Genomic DNA, 16,313 nt, shown 5'->3' on the forward strand with positions numbered 1-16,313 from the left:
GTGCCGGCGGCGGTCAGGGCCAGGGGGACCCCGACCACGAGGGCCGTCCCCCGTCGCCGGTCGCGTTCGCCGTTACGGAATCTCGGGTGGCGGCGTCTTCGAGCCCGGCAGCCGGACCGTCACGACGGTTCCGCCGCCCTCCGCGCGGGCCAGGCTCACCTCGCCGCCGGCCTGCTGCACCGTGCGGGCGACGATCGACAGGCCGAGGCCCGAGCCCGGCAGGGCGCGTGCGCTCGGAGAGCGCCAGAAGCGGTCGAAGACGTGCGGGAGTTCGTCGGCGGGGATGCCGGGGCCATGGTCGCGGACGGTGAGGACGCCGCCGCTGAGCTGCACCTCGATCGTGCCGGCCTCGGGGCTGAACTTCACCGCGTTGTCGAGGATGTTGACCACGGCGCGCTCCAGCGCCGCCGCTTCCGCCCGTACGAACCAGGGCTCGACGACCGACTTGATCGTCAGCTCCGGGCCGCGCAGGCGGGCCCGGCTCAGGGCGGCCTCGACGGTGTCCTCCAGCGAGACCACCTGGACGCGCTCACCCCGCTGGCCTTCCGAACGCGACAGCTCCTGAAGGTCGCCGATCAGCGACGCCAGCTCCGTCATCTGCGCCTTCACCGAGGCGAGCAGCGCCTTGCGGTCCGCCTCCGGGATGGGACGGCCCGTCTCCTCGCTGCGGGTGAGGAGTTCGATGTTCGTACGGAGGGAGGTGAGGGGGGTGCGGAGTTCGTGGCCGGCGTCCGCGATGAGCTGTTGCTGGAGTTCGCGGGAGTTGGCGAGGGATGCGGTCATCGAGTTGAAGGAGCGGGAGAGGCGGGCGATCTCGTCGTCGCTGTCCTCTTCCACCGGGATGCGGACGCCCAGGTCCTCGGTGCGGGCCACGTGTTCGACGGCTTCGGTGAGCTTGTCGACGGGGCGCAGCCCCGCGCGGGCGACCGCGAGACCGGCGGCACCGGCGCCGATGACTCCGATGCCGGAGACGAGGAGCAGGACCAGGGCGAGCTCGTTGAGGGTGGACTCGGTGCCCTTCAGGGAGACGGCGACCATGACGGCACCGTAGGAGTGTGCTCCTGTGGCGGCGTTCTCGAGGGGCAGAGGCGTGGTCATCACGCGTACCGCGTTGCCGTCCGCGTCGGTGCCGTTGCGGATGATGCCCTTGCCGCTGCTCCCGTTCTTGATCACGTCCTTGTCCGCGTGGGTGACCTTGATCGTGCCCTCGGAGTCCTGAAGGACGCAGGGGGTGCCGTTCGCCTGGACGACCTGGGTGTAGAGGTTGTTCCGGAACGGGTTGTCGCTCGTCCGCGGAGTCTGGGTGCAGTTGGTGAGCGCGTCCTGCATCTGGACGACCTGCCCGGGCCCCTTCATCCTCGACTTCCGCAAGTCCTCGTTGACCTGCTCGTACAGCTTCCCCTGCACGATGAACCAGCACGTCACCGAAACCGCCGCCACCGCGAACGCCACCGCCGCCGCGACCAGCATCGACAACCGCGCCCGGATCGGCAGCGTCCGGAACCGGCGTGCGACCTGGCTCACTCCGCGCCGCCCTGCCGGAGCACGTACCCCACACCACGCACGGTGTGCACGAGGCGCGGCTCGCCGCCCGCCTCGGTCTTGCGGCGGAGGTACATGACGTAGACGTCGAGGGAGTTGGAGGAGGGCTCGAAGTCGAAGCCCCACACCGCCTTCAGGATCTGCTCACGCGTGAGGACCTGGCGCGGGTGCGCCATGAACATCTCCAGCAGCGTGAACTCCGTGCGGGTCAGCTCCACGGCGCGTCCGCCCCGCGTCACTTCCCGCGTCGCGAGATCCATGCGCAGGTCGCCGAAGGTGAGGGCCTCGTCCCCCTGGTCCGGTCCCGGCACCGCCGCCGCGTACGAGCTGCGGCGCAGCAGCGCGCGGACCCGGGCGAACAGCTCGTCCAGTTCGAACGGCTTGACCAGGTAGTCGTCGGCGCCCGCGTCGAGCCCGGTGACCCGGTCGCCGACCGTGTCGCGGGCCGTCAGCATCAGGATGGGCGTGGTGTCGCCGGCGCCGCGGATGCGGCGGGCGGCGGTGAGGCCGTCCATGCGCGGCATCTGGATGTCGAGGACGACCAGGTCGGGCCGGTACACGGTGGCCTTCTCCAGCGCGTCCGCACCGTCCACGGCGACCTCCGTGTCGTACCCCTCGAAGGCGAGGCTGCGCTGGAGTGCTTCGCGGACCGCCGGCTCGTCGTCGACGATCAGGATGCGCTGGGTGTCACGGTCGCCTTCGGCGGGGCTCATGGGCGGAGTTCCTCGGATGGGGGGAGGAGGGGGACGACTACGAGGCTGAACGAGCTGAACACATTCAGCCTCGCATGTTTCCCGGCTGGGGCGTCACGGAAGCGGGCGGTCGGCTCAGCCGCCTACCGCGCTCAGCCGCTTCAGCGGCACCTTACGACGGTGCGGGCGGGCCGCGGAGGTGCGCAGGCCCATCAGCTCGGGGGCCACCACCTCCGGCGCTCGCGGCGCCAGCGGCGCCGACGCCACCGGTGCGTGGAGTTCGTACGCCACTTCGAGGGTCAGGGAGAAGTCGGCCGGGCCGATGCCGGTCACCAGGTGGTGGGAAACCTGCTTGATCATGACGTACTCCTCTACGTGTCAGGTGAGCTGGATCAGCTGTCGGAACCGCCCGCCCGCAGGCTGGCCAGGTCGGCCTTGACGGTGTTGATCGGGATGGCGAAGCCGAGGCCGACGCTGCCGGCGCTGGACGACGACGTGGAGTCCGCCGCCGAGTACATCGCGGAGTTGATGCCGATGATGTTGCCGTTCATGTCGATCAGCGCGCCGCCGGAGTTGCCCGGGTTGAGGGAGGCGTCCGTCTGGAGTGCCTTGTACGTCGTCGTCGACGTGCCGGTGTCGCCGTTGAACTGCCGGCCGCCGAACTCGAACGGCCACTGGCCGTTGCCGCCGCCCTGTCCCTGGCTCTGGCTCTCGTCGGTCGAGACGGTCACGTCACGGTCCAGGGCGGAGACGATGCCGCTGGTGACGGTGCCGGTCAGGCCCTCGGGGGAGCCGATCGCCACGACGTCGTCGCCGACCTGGACCCCGGCGGAGTTGCCGAGGGTCGCCACCGTCAGGCCGGAGGCGTTCTCCAGCTTGATCAGGGCGAGGTCCTTCTTGCTGTCGGTGCCGACGACCTTGGCCGTGTACTCCTTGCCGTTGCTCGTCGACACCTTGATCGACGAGGCGCCGGAGATCACGTGGTTGTTGGTGATGATCTCGCCGTCGCTGGTGATGATCACGCCGGAGCCGGTCGAGGAGCCGTTGCTGAGCGTGGCGTTGATCTCGACGATGCTCGGGCTGACCGCCGCGGCGACCCCGGCGACGGTGCCCTTCTTGGCGGAGGGAACCACGCTGGTGCTGGTGGAGCTGGAGGTGACCGAGTCCTTGCCGGTGAGCTCCTGAATGCCGTACGCGGTGCCGCCGCCCACGGCCGCGGCGATGATCGCCACCGCGGCGAGCAGGGCCACCGTGCCGCGGGTGCGCTGCTTCTTCGGCGCGGGCTCGGCGGGTACGGCGGTGAGGAGAGCGGTGGTGCCGCCGCCGTAGCCGTCACCGGCACCTCCCGCCGGGAAGCCGGCGGATGCGGCGGGTGCGGTGGGGAAGGAGCCCGAGGAGGCCTGGGCCGGCCACACCGTGGTGCCGGGCTCGACGGCCACCGGCGGCTGCGCGGGCTGGTACGCCGGCGGGGGCGGCCACTCCGGGCTGACGGGGGAGGAGGCGTGCCGCTGCTGGGGGTACGCCGACTGCAAGGGGTTGGAGGCCTGCTGCTGGTCGCCCTGGTAGGGGGTCTCGTACTCGCCGCTGCGGCGGAAGCTCTCGGTCATGAAAAGAGCTTCCCGCCCCACGATGAGAGCTTCCTGAGCGCTCCCTGAGAAGGCGGGTAGAAGCTCGTATGCCCGATATAAAGCGGGTTCTCGCAGCTGGGCGAGGCCTCTCAGAAAGCCCTCAGGGAAGCTCGGGAAAGCTCAGAAAAACCCCGGGGAAGCCGCGGAGAAGGAGCGCCGTGGCCTCACTCGCACCCGCACGACGTCCGCACCACCAACCGCGACGGGAACACCTTCAGCCGCTCCTGCCGCGACCCCGCGACCCGCAGCCCGTCGTCCAGCACCAGGTCCACCGCCGCCCGCGCCATCGCCGAACGGTCCGACGCGATCGTCGTCAGCGGCGGATCAGCCAGGGCCGCCTCCTTGATGTCGTCGAAGCCGGCCACGGCCAGCTCCCCCGGAACATCGAGGCGCAGCTCCCGCGCGGCCCGCAGCAGGCCGATCGCCTGGTCGTCGGTGGAGCAGAACACCGCCGGGGGCCGCCGCGGCCCGGAGAGGATCTCCAGGGCGACCCGGTAGGCGTCGTAGCGGTTGTACGGCGCCTCGAAGAGCCGCCCCTCCGTCGATATCCCGGCCTCGTCCATGGCGCGCCGCCAGCCCTCGACGTGGTCGGAGACCGGGTCGCCGACCGCGGGGGTCTCGGCGGTGCCACCCATACAGGCGACGTACTCGTAGCCGTGCTCCAGGAGATGCCGGACGGCGAGCTGGGCGCCACCCAGGTCGTCCATGACGACGGCGACGTCGTCGATGGCCTCGGGCCGCTCGTGCAGCAGGACCACACGGGCGTCCCACGCCTCGATCTCGGCGGCGGCGAGGTCGTTGAGCGCGTGGCTGACCAGGATCAGGCCGGAGACGCGCATACCGAGGAAGGCCCGCAGATAGTGGACCTCGCGCTCGCCGATGTAGTCGGAGTTGCCGACGAGCACCATTTTTCCGCGATCGGAAGCGGCCTGTTCGACCGCGTGCGCCATCTCCGCGAAGAACGGCTGGCGTGCGTCCGGCACGATCAGGCCTATGAGGTCGGTACGCCGCGACGCCATCGCCTGGGCCACCCGGTCGGGCCGGTAACCGAGTTCCTTGATGGCGGCGAGGACACGCTCGCGCGTGGCCGGGGCGACCGGCCGGGGTCCGTTGTTGATGACGTAACTGACCACAGCGGTGGACGTCCCCGCCAACCGCGCCACATCATCCCGAGTCACCTTGGCCACGCGCGGAGTCTACGCGGATGGACCCGCTCCGGGCAGGGCGTATCGGACTTTGCCTGTGCGCGAGCAACGCCCTGGGTGCCCTGCCCGAGCGCCCACTACGCCTCCGCGCCGACCTCGGTGCTGTCCAGGGCGGCCGTCTCGTCCGCATCCTCCGGCTTTGGCGGGGCCGCCTTGGCCTTCGCCTCGTCCGTGGCGCGGTCGGCCTTCTCGGGAGTAACGAATCGATAACCGACGTTCCGGACGGTTCCGATCAGCGACTCGTGCTCGGGTCCGAGCTTGGCGCGCAGCCGCCGTACGTGGACGTCGACCGTGCGGGTGCCACCGAAGTAGTCGTAGCCCCAGACCTCCTGGAGCAGCTGTGCACGCGTGAACACGCGGCCCGGGTGCTGCGCCAGGTACTTCAGGAGCTCGAACTCCTTGAAGGTGAGGTCGAGGACGCGTCCCTTGAGCTTGGCGGAGTACGTCGCCTCGTCGACCGACAGGTCGCCGTTGCGGATCTCCATCGGGGAGTCGTCGTTGACGATCTGCTGCCGGCCCATGGCCAGCCGCAGTCGTGCCTCGACCTCCGCCGGACCGGCGGTGTCGAGGAGTACGTCGTCGATGCCCCAGTCGGCGGTGACGGCCGCGAGGCCGCCCTCGGTGACGACGAGGATGAGGGGGCAGCCGGGGCCCGTGGACCGCAGCAGCTGGCACAGGCTGCGGACCTGCGGGAGGTCGCGTCGCCCGTCGATCAGGATGACGTCGGCACCGGGGGTGTCGACCAGAGCGGGGCCTTCCGCCGGGGCCACTCGCACATTGTGCAGAAGCAGGCCGAGAGCGGGAAGCACCTCCGTCGACGGCTGAAGGGCATTGGTCAGGAGCAGCAGAGAACTCATCGCACCCCACCTGCCTGGGTCGTCGTCATACGTTCGTGCACGGTTCGCTCGCCCATAACGTCTGGTTCCTCCTCGGTCCCTGCGAGGACGTTTGCGGCACTGCTTCCTACTGTGCGGCTCCCGCGCCCTTGGGACCCGCCGCGCCACCGGCCACGTCGTATACAACGCTCCCGAAAGCACAAAAGGACCCGGGGGCTACGCTGCCCGAGTCCTCTGCCCAGCAGAATAGCCCACATGAGTACGGGTCAGGCAGGTCATGCGGCACGTTCCACCGTTCGTCCGAACTCTGAGATGGGCAGACGGGTGCCTTTGCGCACGTTTCTACGCACCTCCGACGGCGTGACGATCGATTCCGTATACAACCCGGGCGCGGTCGTATACGACGGCTCGCCGCCATCCTCCGCTGACCCGGTGTTCGTGGTCGCGCACGGTTTCACCGGCGACGTGGACCGGCCGCATGTTCGGCGGGTGGCGGAGACGTTCGCGCGGTACGGGGCCGTCGTCACGTTCTCCTTCCGGGGGCACGGCGCGTCGGGCGGGCGCTCCACGGTGGGCGACCGGGAGGTGCTCGACCTGGCGGCGGCGGTGGAGTGGGCCCGCGGCCTCGGGCACGCGCGCGTGGTCACCGTCGGCTTCTCCATGGGCGGCTCGGTGGTGCTGCGGCACGCGGCGCTGTACGGCCCGCGGCACGAGGCGCGCACGGACGCGGTGGTCTCCGTCAGCTCGCCGGCCCGCTGGTACTACCGGGGCACGGCCCCCATGCGGCGGCTGCACTGGCTGGTGACCCGGCCCGAGGGGCGCCTGGTGAGCCGCTACGGATTCCGTACCCGGATCCACCACCGGGACTGGGACCCGGTGCCGCTGTCCCCGACGGAGGCGGTCCCGCACATCGCGCCCAGGCCCCTGCTCATCGTGCACGGCGACCAGGACGGCTACTTCCCCGTCGACCACCCCCGGATGCTGGCCGCGGCCGCCGGCGACCACGGCGAACTCTGGCTGGAGCCCGGCATGGGCCACGCCGAGCACGCGGCGGACGACGAACTGCTGCGCCGGATCGGTCGCTGGGCCGCCGCACAGGCGGGCTAGCCTGGCGGTGTTCACAGCCGAACCGACTTGAGGGACGAGATGGCAAAGGTCACGGTGCGTTACTGGGCCGCCGCCAAGGCCGCGGCCGGGGTCGCCGAGGAGCCGTACGACGCGGCCACGCTCGCCGAGGCGCTCGACGCGGTCCGGGAGCGACACCCCGGAGAACTGGCACGCGTACTGCGGCGATGCTCGTTCCTCATCGACGGTGACCCCGTCGGGACCCGCGGGCATGAGACGGTACGGCTGGCCGAGGGCGGCACGGTCGAGGTGCTCCCGCCGTTCGCAGGAGGGTGACCCCACCGATGACCAACCAGCCGTACGAGCCTTACGGAGGGTCCCCGTCCCCGTACGAGGGCTACGACCCGTACGCGCAGCAACAGCAGCCGCAACAGCAACAGCCGCAACCGCAGCAGGTGTGGCCGGGGCAGCAGCACCAGCCCTACCCCTACGAGGACCCGCAGTACACCCAGCACTGGCAGGGGCAGACCTGGGAGACGAACGTGCAGCCTCCGGTCGCCGCGCCGAGCGCGACGGAGACGGCGTATCTGCCGCCCCAGGAGTATCAGCCGCAGCCGCAGCCGCAGCCGCAGCCGCAGGCACATGCGCAGGCGTACGGCTATCAGGAGCCCCCGGCAGGAGGGTGGCCCGGAGCCGCCGCTGCGGAGCAGCCCCCCGTCGCCCCCGCGGCCCCCGCCTACACGGCACCCGGTGCCGTCCAGGGCGGTGGCAGCACCGGGGAAGCCCCCTCCTACGGCCCCGCCACCGTCGCCGGCAACGCCCGCGTCACCGACGCTCAGCGCGCTCGCCTCGAAGGCCGCTCCCCGATCATCGAGCCCGGAATGCAGCCCGCCGCGCTCACCGCGCTGCTCGGCCTGCTGCTGTCGGGCACGGCGGCCATCGGCTCGTACGCCCTCCTCGTCCCGCTCGTCGTCCTCCAGGCCGTCACCGCCGCGGGCTGGTTCCGGCTGAACGGGATGTGGCCGGCCCGGCAGGGCATCGCGCTGGCCTTCCTCGGCGCGCTGGTCTCGGACGTCGCGGTCCTCGGGGCCGGACGTGAGCACGGGCCCGCCGCGATCCTCGGCACTCTCGGCGTATGGGTGCTGCTCTGCCTCGTCCTGCAACTGCGCTCGCACGCCGACCCGGACGAGCGGATGTACGGCCTGATGGCAGGCGTCGCCTCGGCCGCGCTGTCCATCATCGCGACCGGGCACCTGGCCGCCGAAGCGGACGCGGTGTCGGTCGGCGCCGCCGCCGTGGCGGTGGCCGTCCTGGCCCGCGCGCTGCCGCTGCCGACCCCGGCCTCCGTGGTCGTGGCGCTGCTCGCCGCGGCGGGCGCCGGCATCGCGGTCGGCGGGATGACGGGCCTCGGCTCGAAGGGGGCGCTGCTCGGCGCCGGCGCCGCGGTCTGCGCGCTCATCGGCCACCGGGTCGCCAGTTACGACTACCCGTCCCGGTTCGTCCACTTCACGGCGGGCGTGGCCCTGCCCCTGTCGGCCGCGGCGCCGGCGATCTACGTACTGGGCCGGGCGCTCGGTTAGGACAGGTCCCGGACCTGTCCTGGTGTCAGTGGCATGTCACAGGTGATCGACAATCTCCCGGTGGTCCCGCAGGGCGGGACTACCGTGGCTGTCGTCCTTGATGGCTGTCCATGTGGGGGAACACCGAATGCGCGCGCTGCGAGTACTTCTGATCGTCGTCGTGATCCTGGGCGTGCTCTTCGTGGTCGTGGACCGGGTCGCCGTGCACTTCGCCGAGGGTGAGGCGGCGGACAAACTGAAGACCACCGAGGGCCTGGCCAACACCCCGGACGTGTCCATCGACGGCTTCCCCTTCCTCACCCAGGTCGCGGGCGGCGAGCTGGACGACGTCGAGGTCGGCATCAAGGACTACGACGCGGCCACCGCCACCGGCACCGCGACCATCGCCTACGACGAGCTGCTCAAGGCCGCCAAGTCCGAGCCCACCCGGGTCGGGCCCGGCGTCACCGCCCAGGTCGTGGGCCTGTCCGACGGCGGCAACGGCAAGATCAAGGTGCAGGTCGACGCGACCGTCCTCGGCGTGAAGCTGCCCCGCCCGGTCTCCGTGCTCAGCACGGTCACGGTCAACGGCGACACCGTGCAGGTACGTGCGGACTCGCTGCCCGATCTCGGCGTCGACCTCGCCGAGAACGCGGTCCGCTCGATCACCGACTTCCAGCAGGCCATCGAGGAGCTCCCCGGCGGCGTCCAGCTGGACAAGGTGGAGGCGGCGAGCGACGGAGTGAAGATCTCGGTGCGGGGTTCGAACGTGAGGCTGGCCGGGTAGGACGGCGTTCGGCGGAGGAGAGCCGTCCGAAAAGCGAGACGCTCCTGTCCGCACGGCAGCTGTGGCGACGGACACAGGAGCCCCGAAACTGTGCGGAGACGGCCGGAGTGCAGATCGCATCCCATATCGCGGACGATCGCGTCTCAAAATGCGACACGCCGGTGACACGCCAGGCTGTCCGTCCCTACGATCGAGCCCATGAAGCGTCAGGCGGATCTCACGAAGCGGCGGGCAGTAGACCTGTGCCGCGTCGCCGCCATGCTCTGTCGCCCCTTCTGAGCGGGAGCCCCGACTTCCGCATCCCCCCGCCCTGCCCTGGGTATCCGTGCGCCCTCTCTCTGTGAGCGCACCTCTCTCACTCGCACGCACCGCCGCAACTGCCCCGGAGGAGAAAGAGCATGAGCCGCAGCGACGTCCTGGTCGACGCCGACTGGGTCCAGGACCACCTGGACGACCCGAGCGTGGCCATCGTCGAGGTCGACGAGGACACGTCCGCGTACGAGAAGAACCACATCAAGAACGCGATCCGGATCGACTGGACCAAGGACCTCCAGGACCCGGTCCGCCGTGACTTCATCGACCAGGAGGGCTTCGAGAAGCTCCTGTCGTCGAAGGGCATCGCCAACGACACGCTGGTGATCCTCTACGGCGGCAACAACAACTGGTTCGCCTCCTACGCCTACTGGTACTTCAAGCTGTACGGCCACGAGAACGTCAAGCTTCTCGACGGCGGCCGCAAGAAGTGGGAGCTGGACGCCCGCGAGCTGGTCGAGGAGGTGCCCGAGCGCGCCGAGACCTCCTACCAGGCCAAGCCGCAGGACACGTCCATCCGCGCCTTCCGCGACGACGTCGTGGCGGCCATCGGCTCGCAGAACCTGGTCGACGTCCGCTCGCCCGACGAGTTCTCCGGCAAGCTGCTCGCCCCCGCGCACCTGCCGCAGGAGCAGTCGCAGCGTCCGGGCCACGTCCCGAGCGCCCGCAACATCCCGTGGTCGAAGAACGCCAACGACGACGGCACCTTCAAGTCCGACGAGGAGCTCAAGGAGCTCTACGCCGAGGAGCAGGTCGACCTCGCCAAGGACACCATCGCCTACTGCCGCATTGGCGAGCGTTCGGCCCTGACCTGGTTCGTCCTGCACGAGCTGCTCGGCGTCCAGAACGTCAAGAACTACGACGGCTCCTGGACCGAGTACGGCTCCCTCGTGGGCGTGCCGATCGAGCTCGGCGCCAACAAGTAAGCAATCCGACCGACCTTTCATCACCCCCTTCAGGAGTACGACATGTGTGGAGCGAAGGCCGGCGGCCCGGACGCCTCGACGATCAAGCCCGGTGAGACCACGATCCAGGGCCAGGTGACGAAGGACGGCGAGCCCGTGGTCGGCTACGTCCGCCTGCTGGACTCGACCGGCGAGTTCACCGCCGAGGTCCCGACCTCGGCCACCGGTCAGTTCCGCTTCTACGCGGCCGAGGGCACCTGGACCGTCCGCGCCCTCGTCCCCGGCGCCACCGCCGACCGCACGGTCGTCGCCCAGCAGGGGGGCCTCGCGGAGGTCGCGATCGCGGTCTGAACGACACCGTGAACCACTGAAGGGCCGCACCCCGCGGGTTGGACGCCTGGGGTGCGGCCCTTCGGCGTTTCCGGTCCTACGCTGGAGGTATGTACGCACGGCGACGGCACATCTACTTCGCCATGATGGGGGCCTGCATCGGTCTCTTCGTCCTGGCGTGGGCGGTCGTACGCCTCTGGTCGATCCCCGTGGCGGTCGGCATGTGCGTGGTGGCCATGGTCATCCCCCCGCTCGCCGCGATGGTCGCCAACCGCCGGGGGCCCGAGGACCGGTGGTGGGACGACCCCTCCGGCGATCCCAAGTCCGACGAGTGGTGGGACGAGCTGGACGGGAAGAAGCGGCCCCGGTAGGAAGACAGGCATGTCGCCTACGAGGCTGTCCACCGTGGTGCTCGACACGCGTGACGCGCACGAGCTGGCCGGGTTCTATCAACGTCTGCTCGGCTACGAGGTGCGCGCCGACGAACCCGACTGGGTGCTCATCGGCCCGCCGCCGGGCATCGCGGGCACGGCCCTGTCCTTCCAGACCGAGCCCGAGTACGTCCCACCGGTGTGGCCCACCCGGAATCCCGGAGAGCAGCAGATGATGCTGCACCTGGACATCGAGGTCGACGACCTGGAGGCGGAGACGGCGCGAGCCGTGGCCGAGGGGGCCCGGCTCGCCGCACACCAGCCGCAGGACGACGTACGCGTCCTGTTCGATCCCTCGGGACACCCCTTCTGCCTGTGGGCCGAGCAGTCCGAGTAGGTCTCAGTAGACGAGCGCCTGCGTCTCGTCCCCCAGCGTCTCCTGCACGAACACCTGTGCGCCCGCGATCCGCACGCCCTCGATGACGTCCTTCTCGGTGATGTCGCGGCGGGCCGCGCACTGCGTGCACAGGGTCAGACGGCCGCCCGCCAGAACCGAGTCGATCAGATCGGGCAGCGGAGCCGCGTGCGGCAGTTCGAACTCGGCGGCCCGGCCGGGCAGCGCGAACCACGAGGACTCACCGGTCAGCCACAGGGAGACCTCGACCCCGCTGGCCACGGCCACCGCCGCGACCGTGAACGCCTGCGAGCAGCGCTCGGGCGCATCGGCCCCCGCCGTCACCTTGATCACGAGCTTCTTTGCCATGTCTGAATCGTAATCAACTCCCTTACAACTAGGTGTGTTGGCCACGAGTCTCCTGTGAAGCGCGTATACGGAATCGACGCTTCACGTTCTGTGGGGGGACGTCTTGGAAGGACCCGAAGTAGTACCCGAAGCACCTGATGCACCTGGTGGCTCTAATGCATCTGATGGGCCTGATGGGCCTGATGGATCAGATGCGCCGGACATGCCCAGTACTCCCGTCGTGCCCCGGCCGCGCCGCCGCGGGCGTACGGCGCTGCTGATCGTCGGCGCCGCCGCGCTCGGCCTGGTCGCCGGCACCTGCGGCGGTTACCTCGTCCAGGCCGACCGCGAGCCGACGAAGCTGCCGCCGCTCTCCCAGCCCACGCTGCCGCAGGCCAAGGGCGAGGGCCCCGAGCCGCTGTCGGCCGCGCAGGACCGCCAGGTGAAGACCGACGGCGACCTGCGGAAGCTGCTGCTGAGGAAGCCGCACGGCGCGAAAGAGGCCGACTGGGTGGCCGCCGACGGCTGGATGGGCCTGGCCGGTTACGCCGACGGCTTCACTGAGCCGGGCGACGCCTACTCCGACCTGGTCGGCGAGGAGTTCCGCCGGGCGGCCGTCACCGGCTGGGACGTCGGCAGCGCGTACAGCGTGGAGATCCGGCTGGTCCAGTTCCGGCAGGAAGAAGACATGGCGGCCGAGGGCTCCAGCGACGACGGCCAGTACTGGGCGGAGAAGGAGAACGCCACCGACAGCTGGAGCGTCCCCGGCACCGGGGACGGCATGGCGTACGTCCACACCCGGCCCGACACCGAGCCCGGCTACCTGCCGGTGTACAGCGCGGAGGCGCACGCCTGGCGCGGCGACATCGCGATGGAGATCTGGGTCTACGGCGACAAGCCGATCGCCAAAAAGACGATCATGGACCTGGCCAAGCGGCAGATGGAGCAGCTGTGAGCGAGAAGCAGAGCGAGCCGGCCGCGGTGCCCGAGCCGGTCACGGTGCCCGAGCCGGTCACGGTGCCCGAGCCGGTCACGGTGTCCGAGACTGCCGTGGCTGACACCACCGTGCCCAAGCCCGCCAGGAAGCCCGTCCGCCGGGGGCGCCTCGCGGCCGTCGCCGGGTCTGTGCTGCTGGCCGGGGCCGTCGTCGCCGGGGTGGGATACACCGTCGTGACCGTGGACGGAGCCGACCGTGACGCGGGTGCTCCCGTCTGGAAGTTCCCGAAGGTCACGGCGGAGGAGAAGAAGGCGGCCACCCAGCAGGGGCTCGCCGGAATGCTCGTGCCGTACGGGACAGACGGCTGGAGCAGGGGGCCGGACCTCGCGGAGTTCGGCGCCGACGTGCAGCTGAGCGGTGCCCAGGCCACGGCCCTGCGGAAGCAGTCGCTGAGCGACCTGCCCCGTTCCCAGCGCAAGCGGCTGGAACAGCAGATCGACAAGCAGCGCATCAAGGGCATGGCGATGCGCAGTTACTACAGCCGCAAGGCCAGCAACTACGACAACGCCGACATCTACGCGGTGAGCATCGTGCTGGCCCAGATGGACAGCAAGGCCGCGGTCCGGGAGATGTCGACGTTCCAGAACGAGTTCCTCGACACCCTGGACGTCTTCCGCAAGGGCCCGGAGATCAAGGGCCACAAGAACGCCAAGTGCTTCCTGCCGCCCAAGGACGCCGACGAGGACCTCGACACGATGTTCTGCTCCGCGTACGTGGGAAACGTCCTGGTCACGGCTACCGCGGATGGTGTGAAGCCACTCGACACCAAGGGCGTCGCGACGCTCCTGCGCACACAACTCGACCGCATTGCCGAGCCGGGGGAGGCGGTATGACTGAGCAGCACCAGGTCACGGAGCCGGAGGCTGCGGCGACCACCGAAACGAACCCGGAGGTCGAGCCGATCGCCGCTCCGGTCTCCGTGGGCGAGCCGACCGTCAGCCCTGCCCCTGAGGCCGTGGTGACCGCCCCCTCGGCCGCCCAGCCCCCCAAGGACCGCCGTGTACTGCGTGCGGTCCTCCGCTGGACCGCCGCCGTCGCTGTCTTCGGAGCGGTCGGGACGGCGACGGCGTACGGGATCACGGGGATGGAGCGGACGGACGTACCGGGACTGGCGACGGAGTCGGACGGGCGCTGGGAGTTCCCCACGCTCGTCAAGCCGCCGCTGCCGTCGGGCAGTCCCGCGCCCTTCGCCGAGGCGAACACGGCGGGCGCCCACTATGCCGATCTGCGCGCCCTGGTCCTGCCCGCCCCCGAGGGAGCGACGCAGGACAAGGCACTGAGCGGTTCGGACGGCTGGCTGAAGACCGAGGACTACTTGGCGGAGTACGCCCAGAAAGAGGACCGCGACGAGATCCGGCGCAAGCTCGTCGACTCCGGTCTCCGGCACATCGCGGCCCGCGGCTGGACCACCCCGGACGGCACCCGGACCCGGATCTACCTGCTCCAGTTCGGCACGGCGACCGTCGTGGAAAAGGCGCTCGCGAGCGACGCCATCGCGTACACCAGCCCGACCTACCAGGTGCGCGGTGCCACCGACGCCACCTACGACGAGGACTTCCCGGAGGTGGCCGTCTCGGGGATCGCCCGCACCGCCTACGTCGAGGCGAAGCCCTACGGGCCCGAGCAGGTCCGCCAGGCCTACCTCTCCGCCGGTGACGTCTACGCGGTGATCCTGCAGACCAGGAAGGGCGCCGCGAAGGCCGTTCCCTTCCAGCAGACGGTGATGCTGCAGAGCCAGCTCCTCGGCTGACCGCCGCGAGGGTGTACCTCGCAAGGAGGGCCGGGCCCCGGCCGCGTAAGCTGGGGCCCGGCCTTGTGTACGTACGAATCGCGCTCATCCCAAGGAGCACCCCGTGGAGATCTTCTTCGAAACCCTGCTGGTCCTGGTCTGCGTCGGCGTCCTCGCCTTCGCCGGGCTGAGCGTGAAGAAGCTGTACCAGGGTCAGCGCTGAACAACCTCTAGGGACTGCTGCTCATGATCGAGATCCCGTCGGACCTTCACAAGGACCTGGTCCCCCTCGCCTTCCTGCTCGGCAACTGGGCCGGCGCCGGCGTGCACGACTTCCCCGGCTCCGAGAAGTGCAACTTCGGCCAGGAGGTCACCTTCACGCACGACGGCCGGGACTTCCTGGAGTACAACTCCCACACCTGGGTCCTGGACAAGGACGGGAACAAGGTCAGGCCCCTGGAGTCCGAGTCCGGCTTCTGGCGGATCGACGCCGACCGCAAGGTCGAGGTCACGATGACCCGCGACGACGGCGTCATCGAGATCTGGTACGGCGAGCTCGCCGACAAGAAGCCGCAGATCGACCTCGTCACGGACGCCGTGGCCCGGACGGCCGCCTCCCGCCCCTACACCGGCGGCAAGCGCCTGTACGGCTACGTCAAGAGCGACCTCATGTGGGTCGGCGAGAAGCAGACCCCCGAGGTCGAGCTGCGCCCCTACATGTCGGCGCACCTGAAGAAGGTCGTCACCCCGGAGGACGTGGAGCGCTGGGCCAAGGCCCTGCCCGACGACATGCCGGACGACGGGATCGCTTTCTTCAAGTAGATCTGTCACTCAGGTTTGCATCATCGTGATGGCCCCCGCGCGCTGCGCTGGGGCCATCAACAGTTTTGGGTGCCTCGGTGACCTGAACAAGCGAGCAGGGGTTAACAGATTCAAGGCGCAGCGCACTGCGGTTGACCCTGGACGGCGACCCTGAAGTGCATCCCGGGCTGTGGTGCGCTCTTTGGCTCTCTGCACTGCCTGGAACTCGCGCTGCGCAATGCGCTCCACCGGGAGCTCTCCCTGGCGTATCACAGGGACGACTGGTGGATGATGGCTCCGAACTTCTGCTGTCGGGCCGCCTGCCCACCACAAGCGCTTGATGGGCGTCGACGCTTCTACACTGGGCGGTGTGGTGAGCACCGACTGGAAGAGCGACCTCAGGCAGCGCGGCTACCGGCTGACGCCGCAGCGGCAACTCGTGCTCGAAGCCGTGGACACCCTTGAGCACGCGACCCCCGACGACATCCTCGTGGAAGTGAGGAAGACGGCGTCGGGGGTCAACATTTCCACGGTCTACCGGACCCTGGAGCTACTGGAGGAGCTCGGGCTGGTCAGCCACGCCCACCTCGGGCACGGCGCGCCGACGTACCACCTCGCCGACCGGCACCACCACATCCACCTCGTCTGCCGTGACTGCTCGAACGTCATCGAGGCGGACGTCGAGGTGGCCGCCGACTTCACCGCCAAGCTGCGCGGGACCTTCGGCTTCGACACCGACATGAAGCACTTCGCGATCTTCGGCCGGTGCAAGGACTGCTCCCTCAAGAGTTCAATTACCAAGTCGTAGGCTT

Annotated in this window: 21 protein-coding genes; 14 read left to right on the plus strand and 7 right to left on the minus strand. The window is 69.9% G+C overall.

What is annotated here, in order from left to right; all coding sequences use genetic code 11:
• Positions 1 to 72: 72 nt before the first annotated feature.
• From ACFY16_RS36480 to ACFY16_RS36505, 6 genes are all read right to left on the minus strand, one after another.
• Positions 73 to 1,524: an ATP-binding protein gene (locus ACFY16_RS36480; protein WP_390651509.1), complete on the minus strand. Its 1,452-nt coding sequence runs from the start codon at positions 1,522 to 1,524 to the stop codon at positions 73 to 75.
• Positions 1,521 to 2,255: a response regulator transcription factor gene (locus ACFY16_RS36485; RefSeq protein WP_390651510.1), complete on the minus strand. Its 735-nt coding sequence runs from the start codon at positions 2,253 to 2,255 to the stop codon at positions 1,521 to 1,523. Before ACFY16_RS36485 ends, ACFY16_RS36480 begins: the two co-directional genes overlap by 4 nt.
• A 114-nt stretch (positions 2,256 to 2,369) precedes the next feature.
• Positions 2,370 to 2,594 carry a hypothetical protein gene (locus tag ACFY16_RS36490; RefSeq protein ID WP_390651511.1) on the minus strand — a complete coding sequence of 75 codons (225 nt, stop codon included), beginning with the start codon at positions 2,592 to 2,594 and terminating at the stop codon, positions 2,370 to 2,372.
• A 32-nt stretch (positions 2,595 to 2,626) separates the two neighbouring features.
• On the minus strand, positions 2,627 to 3,841 hold the full coding sequence (locus ACFY16_RS36495; RefSeq protein WP_390651512.1) for a S1C family serine protease: 1,215 nt from the start codon (positions 3,839 to 3,841) through the stop codon (positions 2,627 to 2,629).
• 185 nt (positions 3,842 to 4,026) lie between these two features.
• Entirely contained in the window at positions 4,027 to 5,049 is a 1,023-nt protein-coding gene (locus ACFY16_RS36500) for a LacI family DNA-binding transcriptional regulator (protein ID WP_390651513.1), read from the minus strand.
• A 95-nt stretch (positions 5,050 to 5,144) separates the two neighbouring features.
• The gene (locus tag ACFY16_RS36505; protein WP_351145223.1) at positions 5,145 to 5,924 is read right to left on the minus strand and encodes a response regulator transcription factor; all 780 of its coding nucleotides are present in this window, start codon (positions 5,922 to 5,924) and stop codon (positions 5,145 to 5,147) included.
• Between the two features lie 234 nt (positions 5,925 to 6,158).
• Here ACFY16_RS36505 and ACFY16_RS36510 point away from each other — a divergent pair, with 234 nt between their 5' ends.
• The 9 genes from ACFY16_RS36510 (at position 6,159) to ACFY16_RS36550 (ending at position 11,629) form a co-directional block, all read left to right on the plus strand.
• Positions 6,159 to 7,010, plus strand: coding sequence for an alpha/beta hydrolase (locus tag ACFY16_RS36510; protein WP_390651514.1), 852 nt, complete (start codon positions 6,159 to 6,161; stop codon positions 7,008 to 7,010).
• 39 nt (positions 7,011 to 7,049) lie between these two features.
• On the plus strand, positions 7,050 to 7,304 hold the full coding sequence (locus ACFY16_RS36515; RefSeq protein ID WP_351145221.1) for a MoaD/ThiS family protein: 255 nt from the start codon (positions 7,050 to 7,052) through the stop codon (positions 7,302 to 7,304).
• Between the two features lie 8 nt (positions 7,305 to 7,312).
• Positions 7,313 to 8,548 (plus strand): hypothetical protein, encoded by a 1,236-nt coding sequence (locus tag ACFY16_RS36520; RefSeq protein WP_390651515.1) that lies wholly within the window; start codon positions 7,313 to 7,315, stop codon positions 8,546 to 8,548.
• Positions 8,549 to 8,675: 127 nt separating this feature from the next.
• Positions 8,676 to 9,314, plus strand: coding sequence for a DUF2993 domain-containing protein (locus ACFY16_RS36525; protein WP_390651516.1), 639 nt, complete (start codon positions 8,676 to 8,678; stop codon positions 9,312 to 9,314).
• A 198-nt stretch (positions 9,315 to 9,512) separates the two neighbouring features.
• The gene (locus ACFY16_RS36530; protein WP_350751515.1) at positions 9,513 to 9,593 is read left to right on the plus strand and encodes an Ms5788A family Cys-rich leader peptide; all 81 of its coding nucleotides are present in this window, start codon (positions 9,513 to 9,515) and stop codon (positions 9,591 to 9,593) included.
• Between the two features lie 119 nt (positions 9,594 to 9,712).
• Positions 9,713 to 10,552, plus strand: a complete 840-nt coding sequence (locus tag ACFY16_RS36535; RefSeq protein ID WP_390651517.1) for a sulfurtransferase — start codon at positions 9,713 to 9,715, stop codon at positions 10,550 to 10,552.
• A 42-nt stretch (positions 10,553 to 10,594) separates the two neighbouring features.
• Complete coding sequence (locus ACFY16_RS36540; RefSeq protein WP_003991226.1) at positions 10,595 to 10,882, plus strand: DUF1416 domain-containing protein; 288 nt, start codon at positions 10,595 to 10,597, stop codon at positions 10,880 to 10,882.
• Positions 10,883 to 10,971: 89 nt separating this feature from the next.
• Positions 10,972 to 11,232, plus strand: a complete 261-nt coding sequence (locus ACFY16_RS36545; protein ID WP_390651518.1) for a DUF3099 domain-containing protein — start codon at positions 10,972 to 10,974, stop codon at positions 11,230 to 11,232.
• Positions 11,233 to 11,242: 10 nt separating this feature from the next.
• Positions 11,243 to 11,629 (plus strand): VOC family protein, encoded by a 387-nt coding sequence (locus ACFY16_RS36550; RefSeq protein ID WP_390651519.1) that lies wholly within the window; start codon positions 11,243 to 11,245, stop codon positions 11,627 to 11,629.
• A 3-nt stretch (positions 11,630 to 11,632) separates the two neighbouring features.
• On the opposite strand, the gene ACFY16_RS36555 is transcribed toward ACFY16_RS36550, so the two are convergent.
• Positions 11,633 to 11,995: a DsrE family protein gene (locus ACFY16_RS36555; protein WP_390651520.1), complete on the minus strand. Its 363-nt coding sequence runs from the start codon at positions 11,993 to 11,995 to the stop codon at positions 11,633 to 11,635.
• Positions 11,996 to 12,197: 202 nt separating this feature from the next.
• On the opposite strand from ACFY16_RS36555, the gene ACFY16_RS36560 reads away from it, so the two are divergent.
• The 5 genes from ACFY16_RS36560 (at position 12,198) to ACFY16_RS36580 (ending at position 16,309) form a co-directional block, all read left to right on the plus strand.
• A complete protein-coding gene (locus ACFY16_RS36560) occupies positions 12,198 to 12,929 on the plus strand; it encodes a hypothetical protein (RefSeq protein ID WP_390651521.1) in 732 nt (243 codons plus the stop codon).
• Complete coding sequence (locus ACFY16_RS36565) at positions 12,926 to 13,804, plus strand: hypothetical protein (protein ID WP_390651522.1); 879 nt, start codon at positions 12,926 to 12,928, stop codon at positions 13,802 to 13,804. Before ACFY16_RS36560 ends, ACFY16_RS36565 begins: the two co-directional genes overlap by 4 nt.
• Positions 13,801 to 14,721 carry a hypothetical protein gene (locus tag ACFY16_RS36570; RefSeq protein WP_390651523.1) on the plus strand — a complete coding sequence of 307 codons (921 nt, stop codon included), beginning with the start codon at positions 13,801 to 13,803 and terminating at the stop codon, positions 14,719 to 14,721. Before ACFY16_RS36565 ends, ACFY16_RS36570 begins: the two co-directional genes overlap by 4 nt.
• 225 nt (positions 14,722 to 14,946) lie before the next feature.
• The gene (locus ACFY16_RS36575; RefSeq protein WP_390651524.1) at positions 14,947 to 15,522 is read left to right on the plus strand and encodes an FABP family protein; all 576 of its coding nucleotides are present in this window, start codon (positions 14,947 to 14,949) and stop codon (positions 15,520 to 15,522) included.
• 349 nt (positions 15,523 to 15,871) lie between these two features.
• Positions 15,872 to 16,309: a Fur family transcriptional regulator gene (locus ACFY16_RS36580; protein ID WP_390651525.1), complete on the plus strand. Its 438-nt coding sequence runs from the start codon at positions 15,872 to 15,874 to the stop codon at positions 16,307 to 16,309.
• Positions 16,310 to 16,313 lie beyond the last annotated feature (4 nt).

The sequence above is a fragment of the Streptomyces sp. NPDC001315 genome (assembly GCF_042896175.1).
Classification (GTDB): Bacteria; Actinomycetota; Actinomycetes; order Streptomycetales; family Streptomycetaceae; genus Streptomyces.